The organism is Streptomyces phaeochromogenes, from assembly GCF_001418655.1.
Classification (GTDB): Bacteria; Actinomycetota; Actinomycetes; order Streptomycetales; family Streptomycetaceae; genus Streptomyces; species Streptomyces phaeochromogenes.
This window is the reverse complement of sequence record NZ_LIQZ01000019.1, coordinates 1-20,334: the sequence shown is the minus strand read 5'-3', so window position 1 is coordinate 20,334 and position 20,334 is coordinate 1. Positions and strand designations below refer to the sequence as shown.

Below are 20,334 nucleotides of genomic sequence, written 5' to 3'. Positions count from 1 at the left end.
CCCCCGCGGGGTCGCGCGGCCCCTTTGTCTGTCAGTGCGCATACTGAGGCGTACTGGAATGTGCGATTCAGGAGTCGTGGGTGACCGAGCCGGAGGCGGAAGACCGTAAGCCGCAGTCGGACGAGGCGAGGAGCGCGTTCGTCCCGCCCGCCGGTGTGGTGGCGCAGCCGGTGCCGGTCGAGGAGGAGTCCTCGACGACGTCGGAGTTCGCGCTCCCCAAGGGGCTGGGCGTCCCGCAGGTGCCCGCCACCGACTCGGAGGGGTCCGCGTTCAGCATGCCGCGGACGTACAGCTCGAAGCACGCGCCGCCCGCCTTCACCCCGCCCGCCGGCATACCGCGCGTCGATCTCACCAAGGACGTCCCCTGGCAGGACCGGATGCGCACGATGCTGCGCATGCCCGTCGCCGAGCGGCCCGTCCCCGAGACCGTGCAGAAGACGGAGGACGAGGGTCCGGCCGTTCCGCGCGTGCTCGACCTGACCCTGCGTATCGGTGAGTTGCTGCTCGCGGGCGGCGAGGGCGCCGAGGACGTGGAGGCGGCGATGTTCGCCGTCTGCCGCTCGTACGGCCTCGACCGCTGCGAGCCGGGCGTCACCTTCACACTGCTGTCCATCTCGTACCAGCCGTCGCTGGTCGAGGACCCGGTGACCGCGTCGCGGACCGTACGGCGCCGGGGCACCGACTACACGCGTCTGGCGGCCGTCTACCAGCTCGTCGACGACATCAGCGACGACCAGACCGAGGTCTCCCTTGAGGAGTCCTACCGGCGGCTCGCGGAGATCCGCCGCAACCGGCACCCGTACAGCGGCTGGCTGCTGACCATGGCCACCGGGGGCCTCGCGGGCGCGGCCTCCGTGCTCGTCGGCGGTGACGCGATCGTGTTCGTCGCGGCAGCCATCGGCGCGATGCTCGGCGACCGGCTGGCGTGGCTGTGCGCGGGGCGCGGGCTGCCGGAGTTCTACCAGTTCACGGTGGCCGCGATGCCGGCCGCCGCGATGGGTGCCGCGCTCACGATCGCCCACGTCGACGTGCGGGCGTCCGCGGTCATCACCGGTGGGCTGTTCGCGCTGCTGCCCGGGCGGGCGCTGGTGGCGGGCGTGCAGGATGGGCTGACCGGCTACTACATCACCGCGGCGGCCCGGCTTCTGGAAGTCATGTACTTCTACGTCGGCATCGTCATCGGCGTCCTCGTGATCCTGTACTTCGGTGTGAAGCTGGGCGCCGAGCTCAATCCGGACGCGGCCCTGCAGTCCTCCAACCGGCCGGGGTGGCAGATCGCCGCGTCGATGCTCCTGACGCTCTGCTTCGCGGTGCTGCTCCAGCAGGAACGTTCCACCGTGCTGATCGTGACGCTCAACGGGGGCGTCGCGTGGAGCGTGTACGGGGCCATGCACTACGTGGGCGAGATCTCGCCCGTCGCCTCCACGGCCGCGGCGGCCGGGCTCGTGGGACTGTTCGGGCAGCTGCTGTCGCGGTACCGGTTCGCTTCGGCGCTGCCCTACACCACCGCGGCGATCGGGCCCCTGTTGCCAGGGTCGGCCACGTATTTCGGGCTGCTGGCGATCGCTCAGAACGATGTCGACGAGGGGCTGGTGTCGCTCACCAAGGCCGCCGCCCTTGCGATGGCCATTGCCATCGGGGTGAATCTGGGGTCCGAGATTTCCCGGCTGTTCCTGCGGTTGCCTGGGGCGTCTGCGGGGGCGCGGAGGGCTGCGAAGAGGACCCGCGGGTTCTGAGGTGCGGGCTGGTCGTGGCTGGGTGCACCCACGCGGCGGAGCCGCAAATGTCACGGCCCCGCGCCCCTAATGGGGCGCGGTTCAGTTGAGCTGCGTTCGTCAGTTCTGCGGGTAGTTCTGGCCGTACGGGTAGCCCTGGTTCTGGGGGTACTGCTGGCCCTGGTTCTGGTCCTGGGGGTACGGGTCCTGCGGGTACTGCTGCTGGTTCTGGGGGTAGCCCTGGTTCTGGCCCTGGGGGTACTGCTGGGCGTACTGGTCCTGGCCCTGGGGGTAGCCGCCGTAGTTCTGGTCGTAGCCCTGGTCCGGGGCGTAGGGCTGCTGTTGGTACTGCTGGTTCTGGCCGTTGTTGTGGCCGTTGCCGTTGCCGTAGTAGTCGTCCTGGCCGTTCTCGTGGGCCGGGGGGATGCGGCGGAGCTGGGTCGTCTGGTCGTCCATGGCGGGGGCCGCCGGGGGCATGTGGCCCGCCGGGGGCTGCTGCTGCGGGTTCTTCTTCGACTTACCGCGGGCCCGCATGAACTCGATGATGATCGGGACCACCGAGATGAAGACGATCAGGAGCAGGATCGGCTCGATGTTCTTCTTCACGAAGTCGATCTGGCCGAGCCAGGAGCCGAGCAGCGTGACACCCGCGCCCCAGAGGATGCCGCCGACCACGTTGAAGATCAGGAACGAGCGGTACTTCATGCCGCTGACGCCGGCGATGATCGGCGTGAACGTACGCACGATGGGCACGAAGCGGGCCAGGACCAGGGACTTGGGGCCGTGCTTCTCGAAGAACTCGTGGGCCTTGACCACGTTCTCCTGTTTGAAGAGGCGGGAGTCCGGGCGGGTGAAGAGCGACGGCCCCACCTTCTTGCCGAACATGTAGCCCACCTGGTCGCCGACGATCGCGGCGATGCAGATCAGGACGACGGCGGCCCACAGCGGGAAGTCCAGCTGGTTCGACGTGATCAGCAGACCCGCCGTGAACAGCAGGGAGTCACCCGGCAGGAAGAAGCCGATGAGCAGGCCGGACTCGGCGAAGACGATCAGGAGCAGGCCCCAGATGCCGAACGAGTCGAGAAGGTAGTCCGGATCCAACCAGCTTGGGCCGATGGCAAGCGTCGTCGTCACGATTCCGGACTCCTGAAGGGTGGTGGATGCGGCAGGCGAGGGTGTGGCCGACCAAAGTTATCAACGCAGCATGAAGGGTCCAGGTTCCACCGGCTCCTACAGGATGCACTGTGCCCCGACTGGGACAAAGCTGTGAGCCATGGGAATCGAAGAATACGGCGGCGGTCAGGGACCCCAGCCCGACGTACTGGTCGTGACGACGAACGACGTGCCCGGCTACCGGGTCGAGCAGGTCGTCGGTGAGGTCTTCGGGCTGACCGTGCGCTCCAGGCATCTGGGCAGCCAGATCGGGGCCGGTCTGAAGTCGATGATCGGCGGCGAGCTCAAGGGGCTCACCAAGACGCTGGTGGAGACCCGCAACCAGGCGATGGAACGGCTCGTCGAGCAGGCACGCGCGCGGGGCGCCAACGGTGTGCTGGCGTTCCGCTTCGACGTGACCGAGGCCTCGGACGTCGGGACGGAGGTGTGCGCCTACGGCACGGCCGTGGTGATGGTGAAGGAGTAGGCGGGCGACGGCGGTACGGGGTAAGGGGCGCCCGCCATTGCGAACGCCCCTTACCCCTTGCCGCCTACTGCCTGCCGCCCGCCGTCAGGCCTCGTGCCGTGCCGCGTTCGCCGTGATCGCGTCCCTCAGGTGCTCGGCGAGCCCCGGGCGCATGGAGTCGTAGAACTCCTTGAACCGCTCGTCCGACATGTACATCTCGCCGAGGCCCTTGTGCATCTCGTACGAGCAGTCGTAGAACCACTGGCCGATGTGCTGCCGGTGTTCCTCGGCCATGTCCATGGCCCGCTCGCCCGTGGCGGGCTCGCCGGCCTCCATGAGGGCGTCGTAGCGCTCGCCCCAGGAGGCGACCTCGGCCTGCATGCGCTTCCAGTCGTCCTTGGTGTAGCGGGCGGCGCGGCGCTGCGACTCCGCGTACGCCTCCGTGCCGCCCCAGCGGCGCTCGGCCTCCTCCGCGTGCTCCTCGGGGTCCTTGTCGCCGAAGACCTCGAACTTCTCCTCGGGTGTGAGGTTGATGCCCATCGTGCGTGCCTCCATGGCGTGCTCCACGGCCGCGGCCATCTTCTGCAGCTTCTCGATCCGGACGGTCAGCAGCTCGTGCTGGCGGCGCAGATGCGCGCGCGGGTCCGTCTCCGGGTCGTCGAGCAGGGCCGCGACCTCGTCGAGCGGAAAGCCCAGCTCCCGGTAGAACAGGATCTGCTGCAGCCGGTCGAGGTCCTCGTCGCCGTAGCGCCGGTGACCCGCGTGGCTGCGCTCGCTCGGCACGAGCAGCCCGATCTCGTCGTAGTGGTGCAGCGTCCGCACCGTCACCCCGGCGAAACCGGCGACCTGTCCCACGGAGTAGCTCATCGTCTCCGCTCCCTCCCTTTCGGTACGCACCTCAGGCTGGGGCCTCACGTCACGTGAGGTGCAAGCCGGAATCCGCACGCCGAGTCCACCAGATCCGAATCCACCGGGTGCCATGCCGGTTTTACCCGCTTATGACGGAGTGGTGGCCCACCATGGAGGCCCGACCCCACCGACCGGAGGACCCATGCCGCTGCACAAAGGCCCCGAGCAGCCCGACAAGCGTTCCGCGACCGTCAACCCCTTCTACGGGGAGGCGAACCCGGTCAGCGGCATGACCGAGGCCCCGCCCCAGCACCGGCTGCCGGACGGGCCGCTGCCGCCCTCCACCGCGTATCAGCTGGTGCACGACGAGCTGATGCTGGACGGCAACTCCCGCCTCAACCTCGCCACCTTCGTCACCACCTGGATGGAACCCCAGGCCGGCGTACTGATGGCCGAGTGCAGCGACAAGAACATGATCGACAAGGACGAGTACCCGCGCACGGCCGAGCTGGAGCGGCGGTGTGTGGCGATGCTCGCCGATCTGTGGAACGCGCCGGATCCGTCCGCCGCCGTGGGCTGTTCGACGACGGGGTCCAGCGAGGCGTGCATGCTCGCGGGCATGGCGCTCAAGCGCCGCTGGGCCAAGCGCAACGCCGACCGGTATCCGGGGGCCCGCCCCAATCTCGTCATGGGCGTCAACGTCCAGGTCTGCTGGGACAAGTTCTGCAACTTCTGGGAGGTCGAGCCCCGCCTGGTGCCCATGGAGGGCGACCGCTTCCACCTGGACCCGCAGGCCGCCGCCGAACTCTGCGACGAGAACACCATCGGCGTCGTCGGCATCCTCGGCTCCACCTTCGACGGATCGTACGAGCCGATCGCCGAACTCTGTGCAGCCCTGGACGAGTTGCAGTCGCGCACCGGCCTGGACATCCCCGTCCACGTCGACGGCGCGTCCGGCGCGATGGTCGCCCCCTTCCTCGACGAGGACCTGGTCTGGGACTTCCGGCTGCCGCGCGTGTCTTCCATCAACACCTCGGGGCACAAGTACGGCCTGGTCTACCCGGGTGTCGGCTGGGCGCTGTGGCGCTCGGCCGCCGAGCTGCCGGAGGAGCTGGTCTTCCGGGTCAACTACCTGGGCGGTGACATGCCGACCTTCGCGCTCAACTTCTCCCGGCCGGGGGCGCAGGTCGTGGCGCAGTACTACACCTTCCTGCGGCTGGGCCGCGAGGGCTACCGGGCCGTTCAGCAGACGACGCGGGACGTCGCCATGGGGCTCGCCGAGCGGGTCGAGGCGCTCGGCGACTTCCGTCTCCTCACGCGGGGCGATCAGTTGCCGGTGTTCGCCTTCACAACGGCTCCGGACATCACCGCGTACGACGTCTTCGACGTGTCCCGGCGCATGCGGGAGCGTGGCTGGCTGCTGCCGGCGTACACCTTCCCCGAGAACCGTGAGGACCTGTCCGTGCTGCGGGTGGTGTGCCGCAACGGGTTCTCGTCCGACCTCGCCGAGTTGTTCGTGGAGGACCTGGGCAGCCTGCTGCCCGAACTGCGCGAGCAGCAGCATCCGCTGGCCCGGGACAAGGGGGCGGCGACCGGCTTCCACCACTGAGCCGACCGCCGCCTCCCCTCCCCCGCTACTTGCTCAGGGCTCCGAACCTCCGTACCGCCAATGGGAAGAACACCGCGATCAGGGCGAGTGGCCAGAGCACCGCCAGCAGTTGGGCGTGTTCCGCCGCCCAGGAGGTGCTCGCGGCGCCGCCTTCGTTGCCGAACAGGTCACGGACGGCGGTGGCCGTCGCGGACATGGGGTTCCACTCGACGGTCGCCCCCAGCCAGCCCGGCATGGACTCGGGGGTGGCGAAGGCGTTGGAGAGGAAGCTCACCGGCCAGACCAGGATCTGCACGGTGACCACCAGTTCGGGCTTGCCCGCGACCATGGCCAGGTGGATGCCCATCCACAGCATCGCGAACCGGAGCAGGAGCAGCAGGCCGAGCGCGCCCAGGAAGGCCGCGAACGAGCCGTGCCAGGTCCAGCCGACCGCGAGCCCGACGCCGACGAGGACCACCAGGGAGAGGGCCGACTGCAGCATGTCCGCGGCCGAACGGCCCACGAGCACGGCGCCGACGGCCATCGGCATCGACCGGAACCGGTCGATCACCCCCTTGTTGAGGTCCTGGGTGACCGCGACCATCGTGGCGTCCAGGCCGAAGGCCATGGTCAGCGCGAACATGCCCGGCACCAGGTACTCGCGGTAGTCGCCCGAGATGCCGCTGCCGCCGCCCATCAGATAGCCGAACATCAGCAGGAGCATCACGGGGAACGCCAGCCCCACGAAGACCTGGAAGGGCTGCCGCGCCCAGTGGGCGAGCTCGCGGCGGGTCATGGTCCAGGAGTCGGTGACGGCCCAGCTCAACGACGTACTCACGCGGCCTCCTCGGGCTTGCCGGTCAGGTGCAGGAAGACCTCGTCCAGGGTCGGCCGGCGCAGCGCGATGTCCTCGGCCTCTATCCCGGCCTCCTCCAGGGCGCGTACGGCCCCGGCGAGGGCCGTCATGCGGTCGGTGACCGGGGCGCTGAGGAGGCGACGGTCGGTGTCCACGGACAGGGTGGCCTTGTCGAAGGGCAACAGGGCCACCGCGGCGCCCAGTTGGCCCGCGTCGTGCAGGACGACGTCGATCCGGTCGCCGCCCGTCTTCGCCTTCAGCTCGTCCGCCGTGCCGTCCGCGATGACCTGGCCCCGGTCGACGACCGAGATACGGTCGGCGAGCTGGTCCGCCTCCTCCAGGTACTGCGTGGTGAGCAGCACGGTCGTGCCGCCTCCTACCAGGGAGCGCACCGCGTCCCACACCTCCGCGCGGCCTCGTGGGTCGAGGCCCGTCGTCGGCTCGTCCAGGAAGAGCACCTCCGGTTCGGTGATGAGCGAGGCGGCGAGGTCGAGGCGGCGCCGCATGCCGCCGCTGTACTGCTTGACCGCCTTGCGGCCCGTGTCCGCGAGGCCGAAGCGCTCCAGGAGGGCGTCGGCCCGCACACGCGCGCGGCGGGCGCCCAGGTGGTAGAGGCGGCCGAACATCTCCAGGTTCTGCCGTCCGCCGAGTTCCTCGTCGAGCGCCGCGTGCTGGCCGAGCAGTCCGATGCGGAAGCGCACCTCGTGCGCGTCCGTCCGCACGTCGTGCCCCGCCACCTCGACGCGGCCCTCGTCGGGCCGCAGCAGGGTGGCCAGTATGCGGACCAGGGTCGTCTTGCCCGCGCCGTTCGGCCCGAGCACTCCGTGCACCGTGCCGCGCCCGACGCTCAGGTCGAGCCCGTCCAGCGCGTGCTTGTCTCCGTACCTCTTCCGTACGCCCTCGACGACGATCACGTCGGTCATCGGGCTCCCTTCGCTTCCGGTCACTTCAGGGTAATCAAACTTGACTACTAGTGCGACGGTGAACCGTATGCCCGTCCGAGCATTTAGTCAAACTTGATTAGTGAAAATTCTCCGAGCCTGCCGGGCCCGCCGAGCGCGCGTGTCCTCGCCGAGCGCCCGTGCCTCGCTCAGTGCGCGTCCCCCGGATGGGACTTCCCCGTCGCGTACGGGTTCTCGTCGTCGTCCGCCAGCACCCCCACGAACGGATCGCCCTCGCCGGAGAAGACGTACGCACCGCCCCTGATCCGTTCGATCAGGCCGCGGGTCCACTGGGCGCCGGTGTCCGCGGAGGTGACCCAGAAGTTCATGATCTCGCCGATGTGGCCCAGCTGTTCGGGGCCTTCCTCGGGCGTGTAGTACTCGGTGACGCCCTTGCGCCACTCCTCGATGGCGCGCACCCGCTCCTCGAGCAGTTCGAGGACCTCCTCGCGGTCCAGGTCGACCATGAATCCGAGCGCGGCGGTGAGCACGTCCGGCTTCTGGTCGTACGCGGTGAGGTAGTGGCGCAGCAGCGTGAGGTACTCCCCGGTGCCCGCCTCCGTGATCTCGTACTCGGTGCGCGGCGGGCCGCCGGCCGTGGAGGGCGCGATCTCGTGGGCGAGCAGCAGTCCCTGCTTCGCCATCTGCTTGAGCGCGTGGTAGATCGAGCCCGGCTTGGCGTTGGACCACTCGTGCGCGCCCCAGTACTCCAGGTCGTTGCGCACCTGGTAGCCGTGGGCCCGGCCGTGCTGGCGCACGGCGCCGAGCACGAGGAGACGGATCGCTGACATGGAGCCAGCGTATGGCCCACCTCCCCGGGGCCGGGGGGCGCCTCACCTCAGGCCCACCCCCGGGCCACCTCCCGGCCACCCCCGGACTCACCCCCAGGAGGCGCCCTGCTCCTGCGCGACCAGTTCGAAGGCGGTCTTCCCGTCCAGGGACTCGCGGATGACGTCCGCGTGGCCGGCATGCCGGGCCATCTCGGCGATCAGGCGGAGCATCACCCAGCGCATGGACACGGCCTCGTCGTCCGGGAACCAGGGCTCGTCGGGCAGCGGGAAGGTGTCGTTCAGGCTGGGCACCGTCCGGATGAAGTCCTCGGTCTGCCGGGCGATCTTGTCCCAGTGGGCGAGCATCGACTCGACGGTCTCGTCGCCGACGAGCCGGAAGCTGTCGCCCCAGTTCTCCTCGGAGCGCTGGGTGTCGGGCGCCACCTGCCGGGCCCGCGACAGCCAGCCCTGCTCGGTCTCGGCGACGTGCTTGAGCAGCCCGGAGAGCGAGAGCTCGCTGGCGCTCGGCCGGGTCGCGGCCTGCTCGTCGGTCAGGCCGAGCAACGTCCGGCGGATGCCCCCGCGCTGCTCGTCCAGGAAGGCGAGCAGCGCGCCGCGCTCGTCGCCGTGGGCCTCGGCGTGCACGTGCATGACCATGAGTGGCCGCCTCTCATCGGGTCCTCTTGCCTGCTGACATCAACCAAGTTACGGACCCTTGCGGTCAGCTTCTGTCCTCAATGAGAGCCGGGAACTCCGGGACGGAATCCGGGACTTCAGACCCGCGTGCCCTCCACGACCGGTGCGGCCCCGTGCCGTCGCCTGCGCTGGGTGTACGTGCTGACCGCCCGCCACAGGTCGCGGCGGTCGACCTCGGGCCACAGCGTGTCGGTGAAGTGGAGTTCGCTGTAACTGAGGTGCCAGGGCAGGAAGTTGGAGATCCGGTGCTCCCCGCCGGTGCGCCACAGCAGGTCGACCTCCGGGAGGTGGGGGTGCGGCAGGTGGGCGGCGAGGAGGCGTTCGTCGATGTGGTCCGGGTCCAGCTCGCCCGCCGCTGCCGCGCGGGCCAGTCCCGCCGCGGCCTGTACGAGTTCGGCGCGGCCCCCGTAGTTGACGCACAGCGTGAGCGTCAGCCCGGTCCGGTGGCGGCTGTCGCGCGCGCTCTGCCGGAGCGCGTCGACCAGGTCGACCGGGAGGCCCTCGGGGCTGCCCGCCCAGCGCAGACGGACGTCGAGGGAGCGCAGGTCCGAGTCGCGCAGGGTGTCGTGCATGGTGCGGAACAGCCGGGCGACCTCGCTCGCGTCGCGCCGCCAGTTCTCGGTGGAGAACGCGTAGAGCGTCAGATGGCTCAGGCCGAGCTCCAGCGCCCCGTGGACGACGTCGCGGGTGGCGTCAGAGCCGACGCGGTGGCCCTCGCTGCGGGGCAGTCCCTGCTGGGCGGCCCAGCGGCCGTTGCCGTCCATGATGACGCCGACGTGCCGGGGCAGCCGCTCCGCGGGGATGTCCGGTGCGCGCTCCCCGCTCGGGTGGGGGCGGGGCGGCACCGGCGGGAGGAACGCCGGGTCGGCCTCGCGCCTGGGCTCGGGCAGGACCACCACGGGCTCGGCCGGCTGCACGAGCGCGGCCTGCCGCCAGGCGCGTACGGCACGGACGCGGGCGGGGGCGAGCAGCCGCAGCCGTACGGCCGGGGACAGTTCGGCGGTGCGGTGGAGCAGCGCGGGGCCGAGCCGGCGGGCGGTGCGGACGCGGGCCCGGAAGAGGTCGGTGGAGGTGCGGAGCAGGACGGCCATCCCCGGGTGCACCCCCCGCTGCAGCGCGGGCTGTTCCAGCCAGTCGTCGGCCTGGTCCGTCAGGCCGGCGATCAGTGCCTCGACGGGCGGTGTCCAGCGGCGGGCGAGGAGGTCGGCCTCGGGGACCCCGTGGGCCGCGAGGGCCTCCTCGGGGAGCGTCAGGATGCCGCGGCCGAGGTCGGACGCCAGATCGGTGAGGGTGTCGGTGAGGTAGAGGCCGTCGAGGAAGGCGGGCATGGCCTCCAGGTGCTCCTGGCGGACCGTGGTGGGAACTCCGGCCCGGGTCAGGAGCGTCAGGCACCACATCGCCCACGGGGTGTTCTCCGCCTGGGTGCGCAGGCTCCATTCGCGCCAGGTCTGGGGGCGGCGGCCCGAGGCGTCCTCGCGCAGGGCGGTGAAGACGGGCGTCAACGTCTCGACGTCGAGTTGCCACGTTCGGATGGTGTCCGCGAGGGCACGGCGGACCGGATCCCCGCGGTCGCGGCCGTCACCCCCGGGCCCGCGGGACAGCCCCGCGCGCGAGGGCCCCGCGGCCGGCGGTCCCGCGGGCGAGGACCCCGTCTCCGAGAGCTCCGCGCGCAGGGCGTCCACCCAGGCCTGCAGTCTCGCGGCACGCTCGGCCGGGCTGCCCTCCTCGTCGTCGACGAGGGCGTCGGTCGTCACGGCGGCGGCGTACATGGCCCAGCACGCGGGGCGCAGCGCGGCCGGCATCAGCTGCATGACGGAGTACTCGACGGAGCGGGAGGACCTGACCAGCCGTCGGCAGGACGCGTAGGCGGCGGCGATGCCGGGGGCGGAGGCAGGGTCGGGGGCGGCTGGCTGAGGGAGAACGGGGGACAAGGAGCCCTTCTTTCACAGCCGTCACGTCGTACGTCACGCCTGGCGATAGGTCGGAAAAGCGGTCGCCGTCGGCCCGGAACGGCCCACGGACCGGCCTGGTGCGGCACTCTCTCAACGACCCCGCACGGCCCTCGGAACGGCCAGGTGCGCCACCCGACGGTGCCCCCTTCCTACCGGTCCCGTCGACGCGCCGCGCGGGCTCGGCGACCTTCTCGCCCGATCGTGGTACGCCGCCGGGGCGGAGATCGGACATGGGTTAGGTTCCGTAGGCGATCGGTCACGAACAGTGACGCACCGTCAACACAGGGCGCCAGCCCGGGATGTGAGCCAGGCATGAGCGATTCCGTGGACGCGATCGTCGTGGGGGCCGGCCCGGTCGGCTGCGCCGCCGCGCACGCGTTGGCCGACCGCGGTGCCCGGGTCGTGGTGGTCGAGCGCATGGAGCGGGGGCCCGCCTCGCCGTTCGCCGTGGAATGGCTGCATCCGACCGCCGCCGATGTGCTGCTGCGCTGGGGCCTGGCGCTTCCGGAGGGCGGCCACGTCCGGGGTACGGGCGTCAGCATGCACCTGGCCGACGAGGGGAACGAGCCGGTCGTGGTGCCGTACCGGCGGGGCATGCGGGCCGTGTCCATGCCCCACGCGGAGCTGGTGGACGCGCTGCGGGACAGCGTCGTGGAACGGCCCGGGGTGGAGGTGCTCACCTGCGCCCGCGTCACGGCGGCCACCCCGGACGGCACGGTCCGGCTGACCCGCGACGGGCAGGAGACGCGGCTGCGCGCCGATCTCGTGGTGGCGGCGGACGGCCGCTCCTCCGGGATCCGCCGCGCGCTGTTCGGGCACACCCCGCAGACCGTCGTGTCGCACTCGGCCGGTGTCGTGCTCGAAGGCCCCGGGCTGCCGGTCTACGAGTCGTTCCAGGTCGCGAGCGAGGTGCCCGGGCACGGGGTGGCCATCTACTCCATCGCTCCGGACGCGATCCGGGTGGTCCTCGACGTGCCCCCGACGCATCCGCGACCGCCCGCGCTGCACGCGTATCTGCACCGTCATTTCGTGCCGCTGATGCCGGAGGTGCTGCGCCGGCCGCTGGCCGACGCCCTCGCGGCGGGCCGGCTGACGTGGTCCGCGACCGGATTTCGGCCCCGAGTGCACTACGGGCAGGGCCGGCTCGCGCTGGTCGGCGACGCGGTCGGGCACATCCACCCGATCCTCGCGGCCGGCACGACCCTCGGCATCCAGGACGCCCTGAGCCTCGCCGCGCACGGCTCCGCCGAGGCGTACGCCCGGGAGCACGCGGGAGCGGGGGCGGCGACCGGGCGGGTGGCGATGGCGCTCTACCGCCTGCTGAGCCGTCAGGAGCCGGGCACCGCACAGACGGCGAGGATGGCCGTCGACCAGCTGCGCCTGAGCCCCGCGCTCCGGGACGCGGTCGGGGACCTCCTCACCGGTGACGAGCCCGGGGCGGCCCATCTGCCGGTGGTGACGGCGTTCTCCACGATGCTCGGCATCCCGGCGCAGGACATCGCCGCCGCGTACGGGCCGGACGCCTATCTGCTCAGCCGCCGCTGAGGCGTGCCGTGCGCACCGCACACCCCGTGTCCCCGGGACGCGGCGCGGGGCGCCCCCGCCGAAGCCGGCAGGGGCGCCCCGTAAAGGAGTTGGCAGGTCAGAACGGGAAGAAGCTGCGCCCGTGCTGCACCGAGATCCACTTCTGGGTGGTGAAGGCGCCGACCGTCGACTCGCCGTTCAGGCGGCCGATGCCCGAGGACTTCTCGCCGCCGAAGTCGACCAGCGGCTCGTCGTGCACGGTGCCGTCGTTCACGTGGAACATGCCCGTGTCGATCTGCCGGGCGAAGGAGACACCGCGCTCGACGTCGGCGGTGTGCACGGCGCCGCTCAGCCCGTACGGGGTGTCGTTGACGATCCGCACGGCCTCCTCCTCGCCGTCGAACGGGACGAGGAGCGCCACGGGGCCGAAGATCTCCTGGCGGAGGATGTCGGAGTCGGCGGGCAGGCCGGTCAGCACGGACGGCTCGACGAGGTTGTCGGTGACGTTGCCGTGCACGAGGGCGGTGGCGCCCTCGGCGATCGCCTGCGTCACGACGCCCGAAACGGAGTCCGCCTGCGAGGAGTTGATGAGGGGGCCGATGACGGTCTGCGGGTCGGTCGGGTCGCCGACCTTGAGGGTCTTCACCTTGGCGACGAACTTCTCGGTGAACTCGGCCTCGATCGAGCGGTCCACGAGGACGCGGTTCGCGGCCATGCAGACCTGGCCCTGGTGCACGTACCGGCTGAAGACCGCGGCGTCCACGGCGTAGTCGATGTCCGCGTCGTCCAGGACCACCAGCGCGCTGTTGCCGCCGAGTTCGAGGACGGAGCGCTTGAAGTTCGCGGCGCAGACGGTGGCGACGTGGCGGCCGACCTTGTCGGAGCCGGTGAAGGAGATGACCTTCGGCACGGGGTGCTCGATGAAGGCGTCGCCTATCTCCGCGATGTCGGTGATCACGACGTTGAGCAGACCGGCCGGCAGGCCCGCGTCCTCGAAGATCTTCGCGACCAGGGAACCGCCCACGATCGGGGTGTTCTGGTGCGGCTTGAGGACCACGCCGTTGCCGAGGGCCAGCGCGGGCGCGACGGACTTCAGCGACAGCAGGAACGGGAAGTTGAAGGGGCTGATCACACCGACGACGCCGACCGGCACGAGGTAGAGGCGGTTCTCCTTGCCGTCGACCGGCGAGGGGATGATCCGGCCCTCGGGCCGCAGCGCCAGGTTGATCGACTCGCGCAGGAACTCCTTGACGAGGTGCAGTTCGAAGCCGGCCTTCAGATGCGTGCCGCCGAGCTCCGCGATGATCACCTCGGCGATCTCCTGCTCGCGCTCCTCGATGATCCGCAGGGCCTTCTCGAACACACCACGACGCGCGTACGGGTTCGTCGCGGCCCATTCCTTCTGGGCGCGGGCGGCGGCCTGATAGGCCTGATCCACCTCGTCGACGGTGGCTATCGTGATCGACGCGAGCTTCTCACCGTCGTACGGGTTGAAGTCGATGATGTCCCAGGAGCCGGTACCGGGACGCCACTCGCCGTCGATGTACTGCTGAGCCAGGTCGGTGAAGTAGGACGACATGTGATCCCTCAATCCCTTGCTGCCGCAGCAGACACCCGAACGATCATCTTCACGGTCTGATCACACGTCATCGTACTGGTGTCTCAAGGGAGTTGGAGAGCAGATTCAGGAGAGCTGCAGCAGACCCCTGAGCAAGTCCCGGCTCTCGTCGGGACCGGGGCTGTCCTGCTGGAGTTCCTTCATCGCCTTCTCGTACTGCGTGACGTCCTCGCGCTTGTCCAGATACAGCGCACTGGTGAGCTGCTCCAGGTACACGACGTCGGACAGGTCGGACTCGGGGAAGCTGAGCACCGTGAAGGCCCCGCTCTCGCCCGAGTGCCCGCCGAAGCTGAACGGCATGATCTGCAGCCGCACGTTGGGACGCTGGGAGATGTCGATGAGGTGCTGGAGCTGACCCCGCATCACCTCCCGGTCGCCGTACGGGCGTCGCAGCGCGGCCTCGTCGAGTACGACGTGGAAGTCCGGGGCGCTCTCCGACACCAGGTACTTCTGGCGCTCCAGGCGCAGCGCCACGCGCCGCTCGATGTCCGCCTCGCTCGCACCCTTCATGCCCCGCGCCACGACCGCGTGCGCGTACGCCTCGGTCTGCAGCAGTCCGTGCACGAACTGGACCTCGTAGGAGCGGATCAGGGACGCGGCGCCCTCCAGGCCGACGTACGTCGGGAACCAGCTGGGCAGGACGTCCGAGTAACTGTGCCACCAGCCCGCGACGTTGGCCTCCTTGGCGAGGGAGAGCAGGGAGGTGCGCTCCGCCTCGTCGGCGATCCCGTAGAGCGTCAGCAGATCCTCGACGTCTCTCGTCTTGAAGCTCACCCGGCCCAACTCCATACGGCTGATCTTCGACTCGGAGGCGCGGATCGAGTAGCCGGCCTTTTCCCTGGTGATGCCGCGCGACTCGCGCAGCCGCCTCAGGTGTGAGCCGAGCAGCATGCGCCGTACCACCGATCCCGACTCCTGCGCGCTCACGTTCGTCCGCCTCCCCAACCCGTCTTCAAGGGCCGCAGTCTGCCACTAAAACACTCCAAGCAGTACTCGTTCGATTACAGAAACGGCAAGGTTTCAGCGGGGACACACAGGAATCGACAAGGAGAAGACAAGCCAGACACGAAAAAGAGGCAAGAAGGTCGCGGAAAAAATGACCAAGAAGCGGTATGGGAAGGTCCAATTCGGGCACGTGCACGTGCATCTGCCCTTGCATCTGCCGAACGCATTCGGAACGATGGTCTCGCGCCACCGCTGCATCGCAACGACCGCGAACCCCGGGAGTGCCTCGCATGGGGACGAATGGATCGACCATGCTCGAGCCGTTACGGCAGGGGCTTCCGCCACTGGACCCCGCGTCCGTGTCCAACGCCGCCTCCTGCGCCCTGCCGCCCCGCTACGAAGCGGTGCGCGACGCGCGGCAGTTCACCCGCCGCACGCTGGACCAGTGGGACATCGGCAACCGCTTCGACGACGTCTGTCTGGTGGTCTCGGAACTCGTCACCAACGCGCTGCGGCACGCCCTGCCCGCGGACACCCCGCGTCCCGGCGACCAGGACGCGCCCGTGCGGCTGCACTTGATGCGGTGGACCGAGAGACTCGTGTGCGCGGTGCGCGATCCCAGTCACGACAGCCCGGTCGCGGGCGACTCCGAGGACTTCTCGGCGGAGTCGGGCCGCGGGCTGTTCCTGGTCGACTCGTTCGCCGACGGCTGGGGCTGGCACCCGCTCGCCGGCACGCTCAACGGCAAGGTCGTCTGGGCGCTGTTCCGGCTGGGCCCTTCCGCATGAGGAACCGCGGCGCTTTTTCGCGCCGCGGTTCTACGCGCGTTACCGACCGCCTACGGTCCGTGAACATCCCTGAATGGGGCGAGTTGCCCCCACCGGCCGGTCCTCCGCCCGCACCGGCCGACCTCCTGCGCGGCGTCAGCCCGCGATCAGGTGGTCGAACTCGCCGTCCTTGATGCCCAGAAGCATGGCCTCTATCTCGGCAGGCGTGTAGATGAGGGCGGGGCCGTCGGGGAAGCGCGAGTTGCGCACCGCCACCTCGCCGCCCGGCAGCCGGGCGAACTCCACGCAGGAGCCCTGCGAGTTGCTGTGCATGCTCTTCTGCCAGGCCGCTCCGCGCAGCTCCGTGGCAGCCATGCCGTTGTACACGTCGTGGTCCACAGGTCGCTCCCCGGTGGTGCATTGGCGTCTGTTGCCAGTGATGCAGTGTTGGTCAACTGCCCGGATCATAGCCGCTCTTCACATGCAGTTGCATGAGCAGATGCACGTGCACGGGGGGTGGTCCTGCGGTTACACGGTTTGACGGTCCCGCGGGCCGAATCGTTCCAACGGCTGCCCCCGCATGAGTAAGGGACGCGTACCGGGCCCTTTGTGTTCCGAAACGACCCCCTCCCGCCCATGAAATGAATGGGAAGGAGGGGGTCGTGAGGGTCGCATGTGCACAGTGGGGCCGGCGGGCTCAGCCGTGGGAGTCCCGGGCCCGGTCATGGGGGTCTCGGGGTCGGCCGTGGGCCTATCGCGAAGAGTACGGAAGCAAAGCCATCTCCCGGGCGTTCTTGATCGCCCGGGCCAGCAGCCGCTGCTGCTGGGCGCTCACGCGCGTGACCCGACGGCTGCGGATCTTGCCCCGGTCGGAGATGAACCTCCGCAGCAGATCCGTGTCCTTGTAGTCGATGTACGTGATCTTCGCCGTACCCAGCGGATTGGGGCGCGGCACCGGCTTGCGGTCGGGCTTGCGGGGCATGGTCAGACCTCCAGGAGGGAGTCGAAGGCGGGCGGGAGCTGTTTCCAGGCGGTGCGGCCGGCCGCGTACTCCGCGTCCGTCAACAGGCAGGACTCCAGGAGCAGTTCGAGTCCGTCGCGGTCCAGGCCCGGTGATGTGAAGACGAGGTGCTGGCAGCAGTCGCCGTGCTCCGGATGCCAGTCGAGCGCGGCGGCGGCACGGCGTACCGGCGGCACCAGCTCCCAGGCCGCGTCGGGCAGGGAGGCCAGCCAGGGCCCGGCGTTCTCCACACACAGGGCGCCTCCCGCGGCGTCCCAGTGCAGCAGCATGTCGGGCCGGTCCGCGAGCCAGAACCGCCCCCGGCTGCGCGCCGCCGCGCAGCACAGATCCTCCAGCGCCGCGTACAGCCGCTCCGGGTGGAACGGCCGCCGGCGGTGCCATACGAGCGTGGCGACCCCGCACTCGTCCGCGTCGGCCGGCAGCAACGCGCAGGCCGGATGCTGGGCGGCGGCGGCAGCCTCCACGTCGAACCCGCCGAAGGCGGCCTCCGCGAGCGGGTGCCGCCCGGGCTCGGAGTCCGCCGAGGCGAGTCCCGCCTGTCCCGCGGGGCCCTGCCCTTCGGCCGGTCGCCTCTCGAACCACGACTCCCAGTCGCGGTCCCCTCGGCCCGCCAAGTCACCGTCGCCTATCGGAACTTGGCGGGCTGTCGGATGGAGCTGGGCCAGGAGGGCGCGGTCCTCGTCGTCGGCGTCCTCCGAGGTGGCGAGGGCCAGGACGGGCGCGTACTCCAGTTGGCGGGCGAAGGTGTCGGCAACCGTGCGCTGGTCGGTGGCGGCAGCGGCGAGGCCCGCGTCGGCGAGGTCGTCGCCGTTGCCGAGGTAGGGCAGCACCAGGGCGGGATCGACCGCCGTGATGACGGCGGTCAGGCGGAGATCCGCGCTCGCCACGACCTCCGCCATGGCCTTCGGCTCGACCGAGTCCCAGAGCTCGACGACCGCGAGCCGGGTCAGCCCGTCCTCCGCGAGCCGCTCCAGTTCGGGGACCAGGTCCTCGCGCAGGGCACAGCACGCACAGTCGTTGACGAGGGGCGCCTCACCTGCGGAGACGATCCCGGTGCGGTCGCGAACCGTACGAACCACCGTGCCCTGTACGGCCGTTGCCAGGTCGTGGTGGAGCGCCACCGACCCGGGCACCTCGGCTAGCAGCCGGTCCACGGCCGCCCGGCGGGCATCGGCGTGCAGCCCGCCCACGATGGCGACGGACAGCATCACCGCTCTCCTCGCCGGTCACCGGGCCGGTCGGCGCGCTCGCCGGCACTCCGGTCGTCGCGCCTGCCGAAGCGGCGCTCGAAGCGCTCCACCCGGCCGGCCGTGTCCATGACGCGGGCCGTCCCCGTATAGAAGGGGTGGCTCACGTTCGAGATCTCGACGTCGACGACCGGGTAGGTGTTGCCGTCCTCCCACTCGATCGTCCTCCCGCCCGCCCCGGCGACAAGGGTCGAGCGGGTCAGGAAGGCGTGGTTCGCGGCCCGGTCCCGGAAGACGACGGGACCGTACGCCGGATGGATCTCCTCGCGCATGAGGCTCAGCGCTCCTCTCGGAAGTCGACGTGCCGGCCGGCGACGGGGTCGTACTTGCGCAGGGTCATCCGGTCGGGATCGTTGCGGCGGTTCTTGCGGGTGACGTACGTGTAGCCGGTCCCGGCCGTGGACCGGAGCTTGACGACCGGACGGAGTTCGTTGCGTGCCATGTGGCTAGTATATGAAAACGGATCCCATTATCGATAACGAAAAATCAGAGAGGTACGTCACTCACATGTCCGCGCACTGCATGCTGACCGGAGCCCGGCCGGGCTTCGGGAACTCCATCTCCCACTCGCATCGGCGCACGTCACGCCGCTTCGACCCCAACATCCAGAGCAAGCGCTACTGGCTGCCGGGCGAGAGCCGGTACGTACGGCTGAGGCTGAGCACGAAGGGCATCAAGACGGTCGACGTCATCGGAGTCGAGGCCGCCGTGGCCCGGATCCGGGCCCGTGGGGTGAGGGTCTGATGGCCAAGAAGAGCAAGATCGCGAAGAACGACAAGCGGCGGGAGATCGTCGCCCGGTACGCCGAGCGGCGGGCCGAACTGAAGGAGATCGTCCGCAGGCCGTCCTCGACGGACGCCGAACGGGCCGCCGCCCGGCGTGAGTTGGAGCGGCAGCCGCGTGACGCGAGCGCCACGCGCGTACGCAACCGGGACAGCGTGGACGGTCGGCCGCGCGGCTATCTGCGGACGTTCGGGCTCTCCCGGGTGAACCTGCGGGACCAGGCACACAAGGGGTTCCTGCCGGGGGTCCGGAAGTCCTCCTGGTAGCGGACCTGGCAGCGGACTCCGGCTCAGGGGTCGGCGCTCCTCCGATGCCGGGCGGGCGTGCTTCCCGGTGTGCCGGAAGAGGGGCCTGGTAGCTTGCTGGCGGTCGTTCCCGGTTGCATCGGCGCCACCGGCGGTACCCGGCGGGTACCGGCGACTCGTCCGGCCAGACCCTTGGGGGCTTCAGTGACTTCGGCGACCATCTCGCGCGGGCAGGCGCGGATCGCGGCCGTGGCGGCGGGGCTGGCTGCCGCGCTCGTCCTGACCACCGGTTGCAGCAGCGACGACGGGGGCGGGGGCGACGACTCACCCTCCTCCACCGGCTCGGCACCGAGCGGGTCGGCCGACACCGGCGGCGGAACAGGTGGTTCCGACGGTTCCGGCGGTTCCGGCGGGAGCAAGGACAAGGTGGGGGCGCTGGAGGGCAGCTGGCTGGCCACCAAGAGCGGCAAGGCCGTGGCGCTGGTGATCACCGGCTCGGAGGCCGGCCTGTTCTCGACCGGCGGGTCCGTGTGCAGCGGCACCGCCGGGGAGACCTCGGGCATGCGCATGATCGAGCTGAAGTGCTCCGACGGGAACAAGGACCGGGCCGAGGGCATGGTCGACTCGGTCGACTCCACGACCCTGAAGGTCACGTGGGAGGGCCTCGGCGAGGAAACGTATACGAAGGCGGAGGGCGGCAAGATGCCGTCCGGGCTGCCTACGGCGAGTCTGGGGTCCTGAGGCCCCCGGCGGGTCTGAGGTCCTGAGGCCCCGGTCTCACGTCACGCACGGCGCACGTCACGCCGGCTCACGTCACGCCGGTTCGCTTCAGCGGGTCGCGGAATCCTTCGGGTTTCGCGGCCCGTTCGGCTTTTCGGGGGCCGTTCCGTCGAGCGTCATGGGCGGTACGGCCGTGTCGAGGGCCTCGGAGAGCTCGGTGAGGGTGTCGAGGACGAGGGTCGCGGTGTTGCGTACGACCTTGTCAGCGTTCTCGGGGTTCTCGGTCTCCCAGGCGTCCAGTGCCTCGCGCACCGCGTCCCAGGTGGGGACCCGGCGCTCGCGGATGGCCTTCGCGCCCTTGTGGGTCGACTCGCGCAGGGCGTCGGCGAAGCGGGCGGCGGGCGGTACGGGGGTCGCGCCGCGTTCCGGGAGGTGGGCCTCCAGGAGCATGGCCACGCGGCCCAGCTGGGCCAGCGCGT

The 20,334-nt window shown here is 70.4% G+C and carries 22 protein-coding genes and 1 pseudogene; 8 read left to right on the top strand and 15 right to left on the bottom strand.

All coding sequences use genetic code 11. From position 1 onward, the window contains the following. Positions 1-80: 80 nt before the first annotated feature. A complete protein-coding gene (locus tag AOK17_RS03420) occupies positions 81-1,736 on the top strand; it encodes a threonine/serine exporter family protein (protein WP_055610768.1) in 1,656 nt (551 codons plus the stop codon). Between the two features lie 99 nt (positions 1,737-1,835). Here the strand turns inward: AOK17_RS03420 and AOK17_RS03415 are convergent, their stop codons facing one another. Beyond that, positions 1,836-2,849 (bottom strand): DedA family protein, encoded by a 1,014-nt coding sequence (locus tag AOK17_RS03415; protein WP_055610767.1) that lies wholly within the window; start codon positions 2,847-2,849, stop codon positions 1,836-1,838. Positions 2,850-2,988: 139 nt separating this feature from the next. Between AOK17_RS03415 and AOK17_RS03410 the strand changes: the two genes are divergently transcribed. Continuing rightward, a complete protein-coding gene (locus AOK17_RS03410) occupies positions 2,989-3,354 on the top strand; it encodes a YbjQ family protein (protein WP_055610766.1) in 366 nt (121 codons plus the stop codon). Positions 3,355-3,438: 84 nt separating this feature from the next. Here the strand turns inward: AOK17_RS03410 and AOK17_RS03405 are convergent, their stop codons facing one another. Beyond that, positions 3,439-4,200, bottom strand: coding sequence for a MerR family transcriptional regulator (locus AOK17_RS03405; RefSeq protein ID WP_055610765.1), 762 nt, complete (start codon positions 4,198-4,200; stop codon positions 3,439-3,441). A 184-nt stretch (positions 4,201-4,384) separates the two neighbouring features. Here AOK17_RS03405 and gad point away from each other — a divergent pair, with 184 nt between their 5' ends. Further along, positions 4,385-5,791, top strand: a complete 1,407-nt coding sequence (gene gad, locus AOK17_RS03400; RefSeq protein WP_055610764.1) for a glutamate decarboxylase — start codon at positions 4,385-4,387, stop codon at positions 5,789-5,791. Between the two features lie 25 nt (positions 5,792-5,816). Here the strand turns inward: gad and AOK17_RS03395 are convergent, their stop codons facing one another. The 5 genes from AOK17_RS03395 to uppS form a co-directional block, all read right to left on the bottom strand. Then, the gene (locus tag AOK17_RS03395; protein WP_107102285.1) at positions 5,817-6,566 is read right to left on the bottom strand and encodes an ABC transporter permease; all 750 of its coding nucleotides are present in this window, start codon (positions 6,564-6,566) and stop codon (positions 5,817-5,819) included. Between the two features lie 38 nt (positions 6,567-6,604). Beyond that, positions 6,605-7,549: an ATP-binding cassette domain-containing protein gene (locus AOK17_RS03390; protein ID WP_055610762.1), complete on the bottom strand. Its 945-nt coding sequence runs from the start codon at positions 7,547-7,549 to the stop codon at positions 6,605-6,607. Between the two features lie 167 nt (positions 7,550-7,716). Continuing rightward, positions 7,717-8,358, bottom strand: a complete 642-nt coding sequence (locus AOK17_RS03385; RefSeq protein ID WP_055610761.1) for a PadR family transcriptional regulator — start codon at positions 8,356-8,358, stop codon at positions 7,717-7,719. An 87-nt stretch (positions 8,359-8,445) separates the two neighbouring features. Beyond that, on the bottom strand, positions 8,446-8,994 hold the full coding sequence (locus AOK17_RS03380) for a DinB family protein (protein WP_055610760.1): 549 nt from the start codon (positions 8,992-8,994) through the stop codon (positions 8,446-8,448). A 116-nt stretch (positions 8,995-9,110) separates the two neighbouring features. After that, complete coding sequence (uppS, locus tag AOK17_RS03375; RefSeq protein ID WP_055610759.1) at positions 9,111-10,964, bottom strand: polyprenyl diphosphate synthase; 1,854 nt, start codon at positions 10,962-10,964, stop codon at positions 9,111-9,113. Between the two features lie 333 nt (positions 10,965-11,297). Between uppS and AOK17_RS03370 the strand changes: the two genes are divergently transcribed. Then, on the top strand, positions 11,298-12,530 hold the full coding sequence (locus AOK17_RS03370; RefSeq protein ID WP_079052769.1) for an FAD-dependent oxidoreductase: 1,233 nt from the start codon (positions 11,298-11,300) through the stop codon (positions 12,528-12,530). A gap of 97 nt (positions 12,531-12,627) precedes the next feature. Here AOK17_RS03370 and AOK17_RS03365 read toward each other — a convergent pair whose 3' ends face one another. Continuing rightward, entirely contained in the window at positions 12,628-14,088 is a 1,461-nt protein-coding gene (locus tag AOK17_RS03365) for an aldehyde dehydrogenase family protein (protein WP_055610757.1), read from the bottom strand. A gap of 105 nt (positions 14,089-14,193) precedes the next feature. Beyond that, a complete protein-coding gene (locus tag AOK17_RS03360) occupies positions 14,194-15,018 on the bottom strand; it encodes a helix-turn-helix domain-containing protein (RefSeq protein ID WP_055610756.1) in 825 nt (274 codons plus the stop codon). A gap of 365 nt (positions 15,019-15,383) precedes the next feature. Here AOK17_RS03360 and AOK17_RS03355 point away from each other — a divergent pair, with 365 nt between their 5' ends. Continuing rightward, positions 15,384-15,860, top strand: coding sequence for an ATP-binding protein (locus AOK17_RS03355; protein ID WP_055610755.1), 477 nt, complete (start codon positions 15,384-15,386; stop codon positions 15,858-15,860). 135 nt (positions 15,861-15,995) lie between these two features. Here the strand turns inward: AOK17_RS03355 and AOK17_RS03350 are convergent, their stop codons facing one another. The 5 genes from AOK17_RS03350 to rpmG form a co-directional block, all read right to left on the bottom strand. Next, complete coding sequence (locus AOK17_RS03350) at positions 15,996-16,214, bottom strand: DUF397 domain-containing protein (protein ID WP_055610780.1); 219 nt, start codon at positions 16,212-16,214, stop codon at positions 15,996-15,998. A 376-nt stretch (positions 16,215-16,590) separates the two neighbouring features. Next, entirely contained in the window at positions 16,591-16,821 is a 231-nt protein-coding gene (rpsR, locus tag AOK17_RS03345; protein WP_055610754.1) for a 30S ribosomal protein S18, read from the bottom strand. 2 nt (positions 16,822-16,823) lie between these two features. Then, on the bottom strand, positions 16,824-18,068 hold the full coding sequence (locus AOK17_RS03340; protein ID WP_055610753.1) for a GTP-binding protein: 1,245 nt from the start codon (positions 18,066-18,068) through the stop codon (positions 16,824-16,826). Beyond that, positions 18,068-18,379, bottom strand: coding sequence for a type B 50S ribosomal protein L31 (locus tag AOK17_RS03335; RefSeq protein WP_055610752.1), 312 nt, complete (start codon positions 18,377-18,379; stop codon positions 18,068-18,070). Before AOK17_RS03335 ends, AOK17_RS03340 begins: the two co-directional genes overlap by 1 nt. Before the next feature lie 5 nt (positions 18,380-18,384). Further along, positions 18,385-18,549 (bottom strand): 50S ribosomal protein L33, encoded by a 165-nt coding sequence (gene rpmG, locus AOK17_RS03330; RefSeq protein WP_055610751.1) that lies wholly within the window; start codon positions 18,547-18,549, stop codon positions 18,385-18,387. 65 nt (positions 18,550-18,614) lie between these two features. On the opposite strand from rpmG, the gene rpmB reads away from it, so the two are divergent. The 3 genes from rpmB to AOK17_RS03315 all read left to right on the top strand — a co-directional run bounded on the left by rpmB (position 18,615) and on the right by AOK17_RS03315 (position 19,876). Further along, a complete protein-coding gene (rpmB, locus tag AOK17_RS03325; RefSeq protein WP_055610750.1) occupies positions 18,615-18,851 on the top strand; it encodes a 50S ribosomal protein L28 in 237 nt (78 codons plus the stop codon). Beyond that, positions 18,851-19,156, top strand: a complete 306-nt coding sequence (gene rpsN / locus AOK17_RS03320) for a 30S ribosomal protein S14 (protein ID WP_055610749.1) — start codon at positions 18,851-18,853, stop codon at positions 19,154-19,156. The genes rpmB and rpsN overlap by 1 nt, the downstream gene beginning before the upstream one ends. Before the next feature lie 183 nt (positions 19,157-19,339). Then, complete coding sequence (locus AOK17_RS03315; protein WP_055610748.1) at positions 19,340-19,876, top strand: hypothetical protein; 537 nt, start codon at positions 19,340-19,342, stop codon at positions 19,874-19,876. Positions 19,877-19,963: 87 nt separating this feature from the next. On the opposite strand, the pseudogene AOK17_RS03310 reads toward AOK17_RS03315, so the two are convergent. Continuing rightward, positions 19,964-20,334, bottom strand: a pseudogene (locus tag AOK17_RS03310) (FUSC family protein); the annotation flags it as partial.

Coding starts and splice junctions, on each gene's coding strand:
- AOK17_RS03370 (WP_079052769.1), top strand. CDS start 11,298: ATGAGCGATTCCGTGGACGCGATCGTCGTGGGGGCCGGCCCGGTCGGC.
- gad (WP_055610764.1), top strand. CDS start 4,385: ATGCCGCTGCACAAAGGCCCCGAGCAGCCCGACAAGCGTTCCGCGACC.
- AOK17_RS03385 (WP_055610761.1), bottom strand. CDS start 8,358: ATGTCAGCGATCCGTCTCCTCGTGCTCGGCGCCGTGCGCCAGCACGGC.
- AOK17_RS03395 (WP_107102285.1), bottom strand. CDS start 6,566: ATGACCCGCCGCGAGCTCGCCCACTGGGCGCGGCAGCCCTTCCAGGTC.
- rpsR (WP_055610754.1), bottom strand. CDS start 16,821: ATGCCCCGCAAGCCCGACCGCAAGCCGGTGCCGCGCCCCAATCCGCTG.
- AOK17_RS03335 (WP_055610752.1), bottom strand. CDS start 18,379: ATGCGCGAGGAGATCCATCCGGCGTACGGTCCCGTCGTCTTCCGGGAC.
- rpmG (WP_055610751.1), bottom strand. CDS start 18,549: ATGGCACGCAACGAACTCCGTCCGGTCGTCAAGCTCCGGTCCACGGCC.
- AOK17_RS03360 (WP_055610756.1), bottom strand. CDS start 15,018: ATGCTGCTCGGCTCACACCTGAGGCGGCTGCGCGAGTCGCGCGGCATC.
- AOK17_RS03410 (WP_055610766.1), top strand. CDS start 2,989: ATGGGAATCGAAGAATACGGCGGCGGTCAGGGACCCCAGCCCGACGTA.
- rpsN (WP_055610749.1), top strand. CDS start 18,851: ATGGCCAAGAAGAGCAAGATCGCGAAGAACGACAAGCGGCGGGAGATC.
- rpmB (WP_055610750.1), top strand. CDS start 18,615: ATGTCCGCGCACTGCATGCTGACCGGAGCCCGGCCGGGCTTCGGGAAC.
- AOK17_RS03365 (WP_055610757.1), bottom strand. CDS start 14,088: ATGTCGTCCTACTTCACCGACCTGGCTCAGCAGTACATCGACGGCGAG.
- AOK17_RS03380 (WP_055610760.1), bottom strand. CDS start 8,994: ATGGTCATGCACGTGCACGCCGAGGCCCACGGCGACGAGCGCGGCGCG.
- AOK17_RS03390 (WP_055610762.1), bottom strand. CDS start 7,549: ATGACCGACGTGATCGTCGTCGAGGGCGTACGGAAGAGGTACGGAGAC.
- AOK17_RS03405 (WP_055610765.1), bottom strand. CDS start 4,200: ATGAGCTACTCCGTGGGACAGGTCGCCGGTTTCGCCGGGGTGACGGTG.
- AOK17_RS03340 (WP_055610753.1), bottom strand. CDS start 18,068: ATGCTGTCCGTCGCCATCGTGGGCGGGCTGCACGCCGATGCCCGCCGG.
- AOK17_RS03350 (WP_055610780.1), bottom strand. CDS start 16,214: ATGGCTGCCACGGAGCTGCGCGGAGCGGCCTGGCAGAAGAGCATGCAC.
- AOK17_RS03355 (WP_055610755.1), top strand. CDS start 15,384: ATGCTCGAGCCGTTACGGCAGGGGCTTCCGCCACTGGACCCCGCGTCC.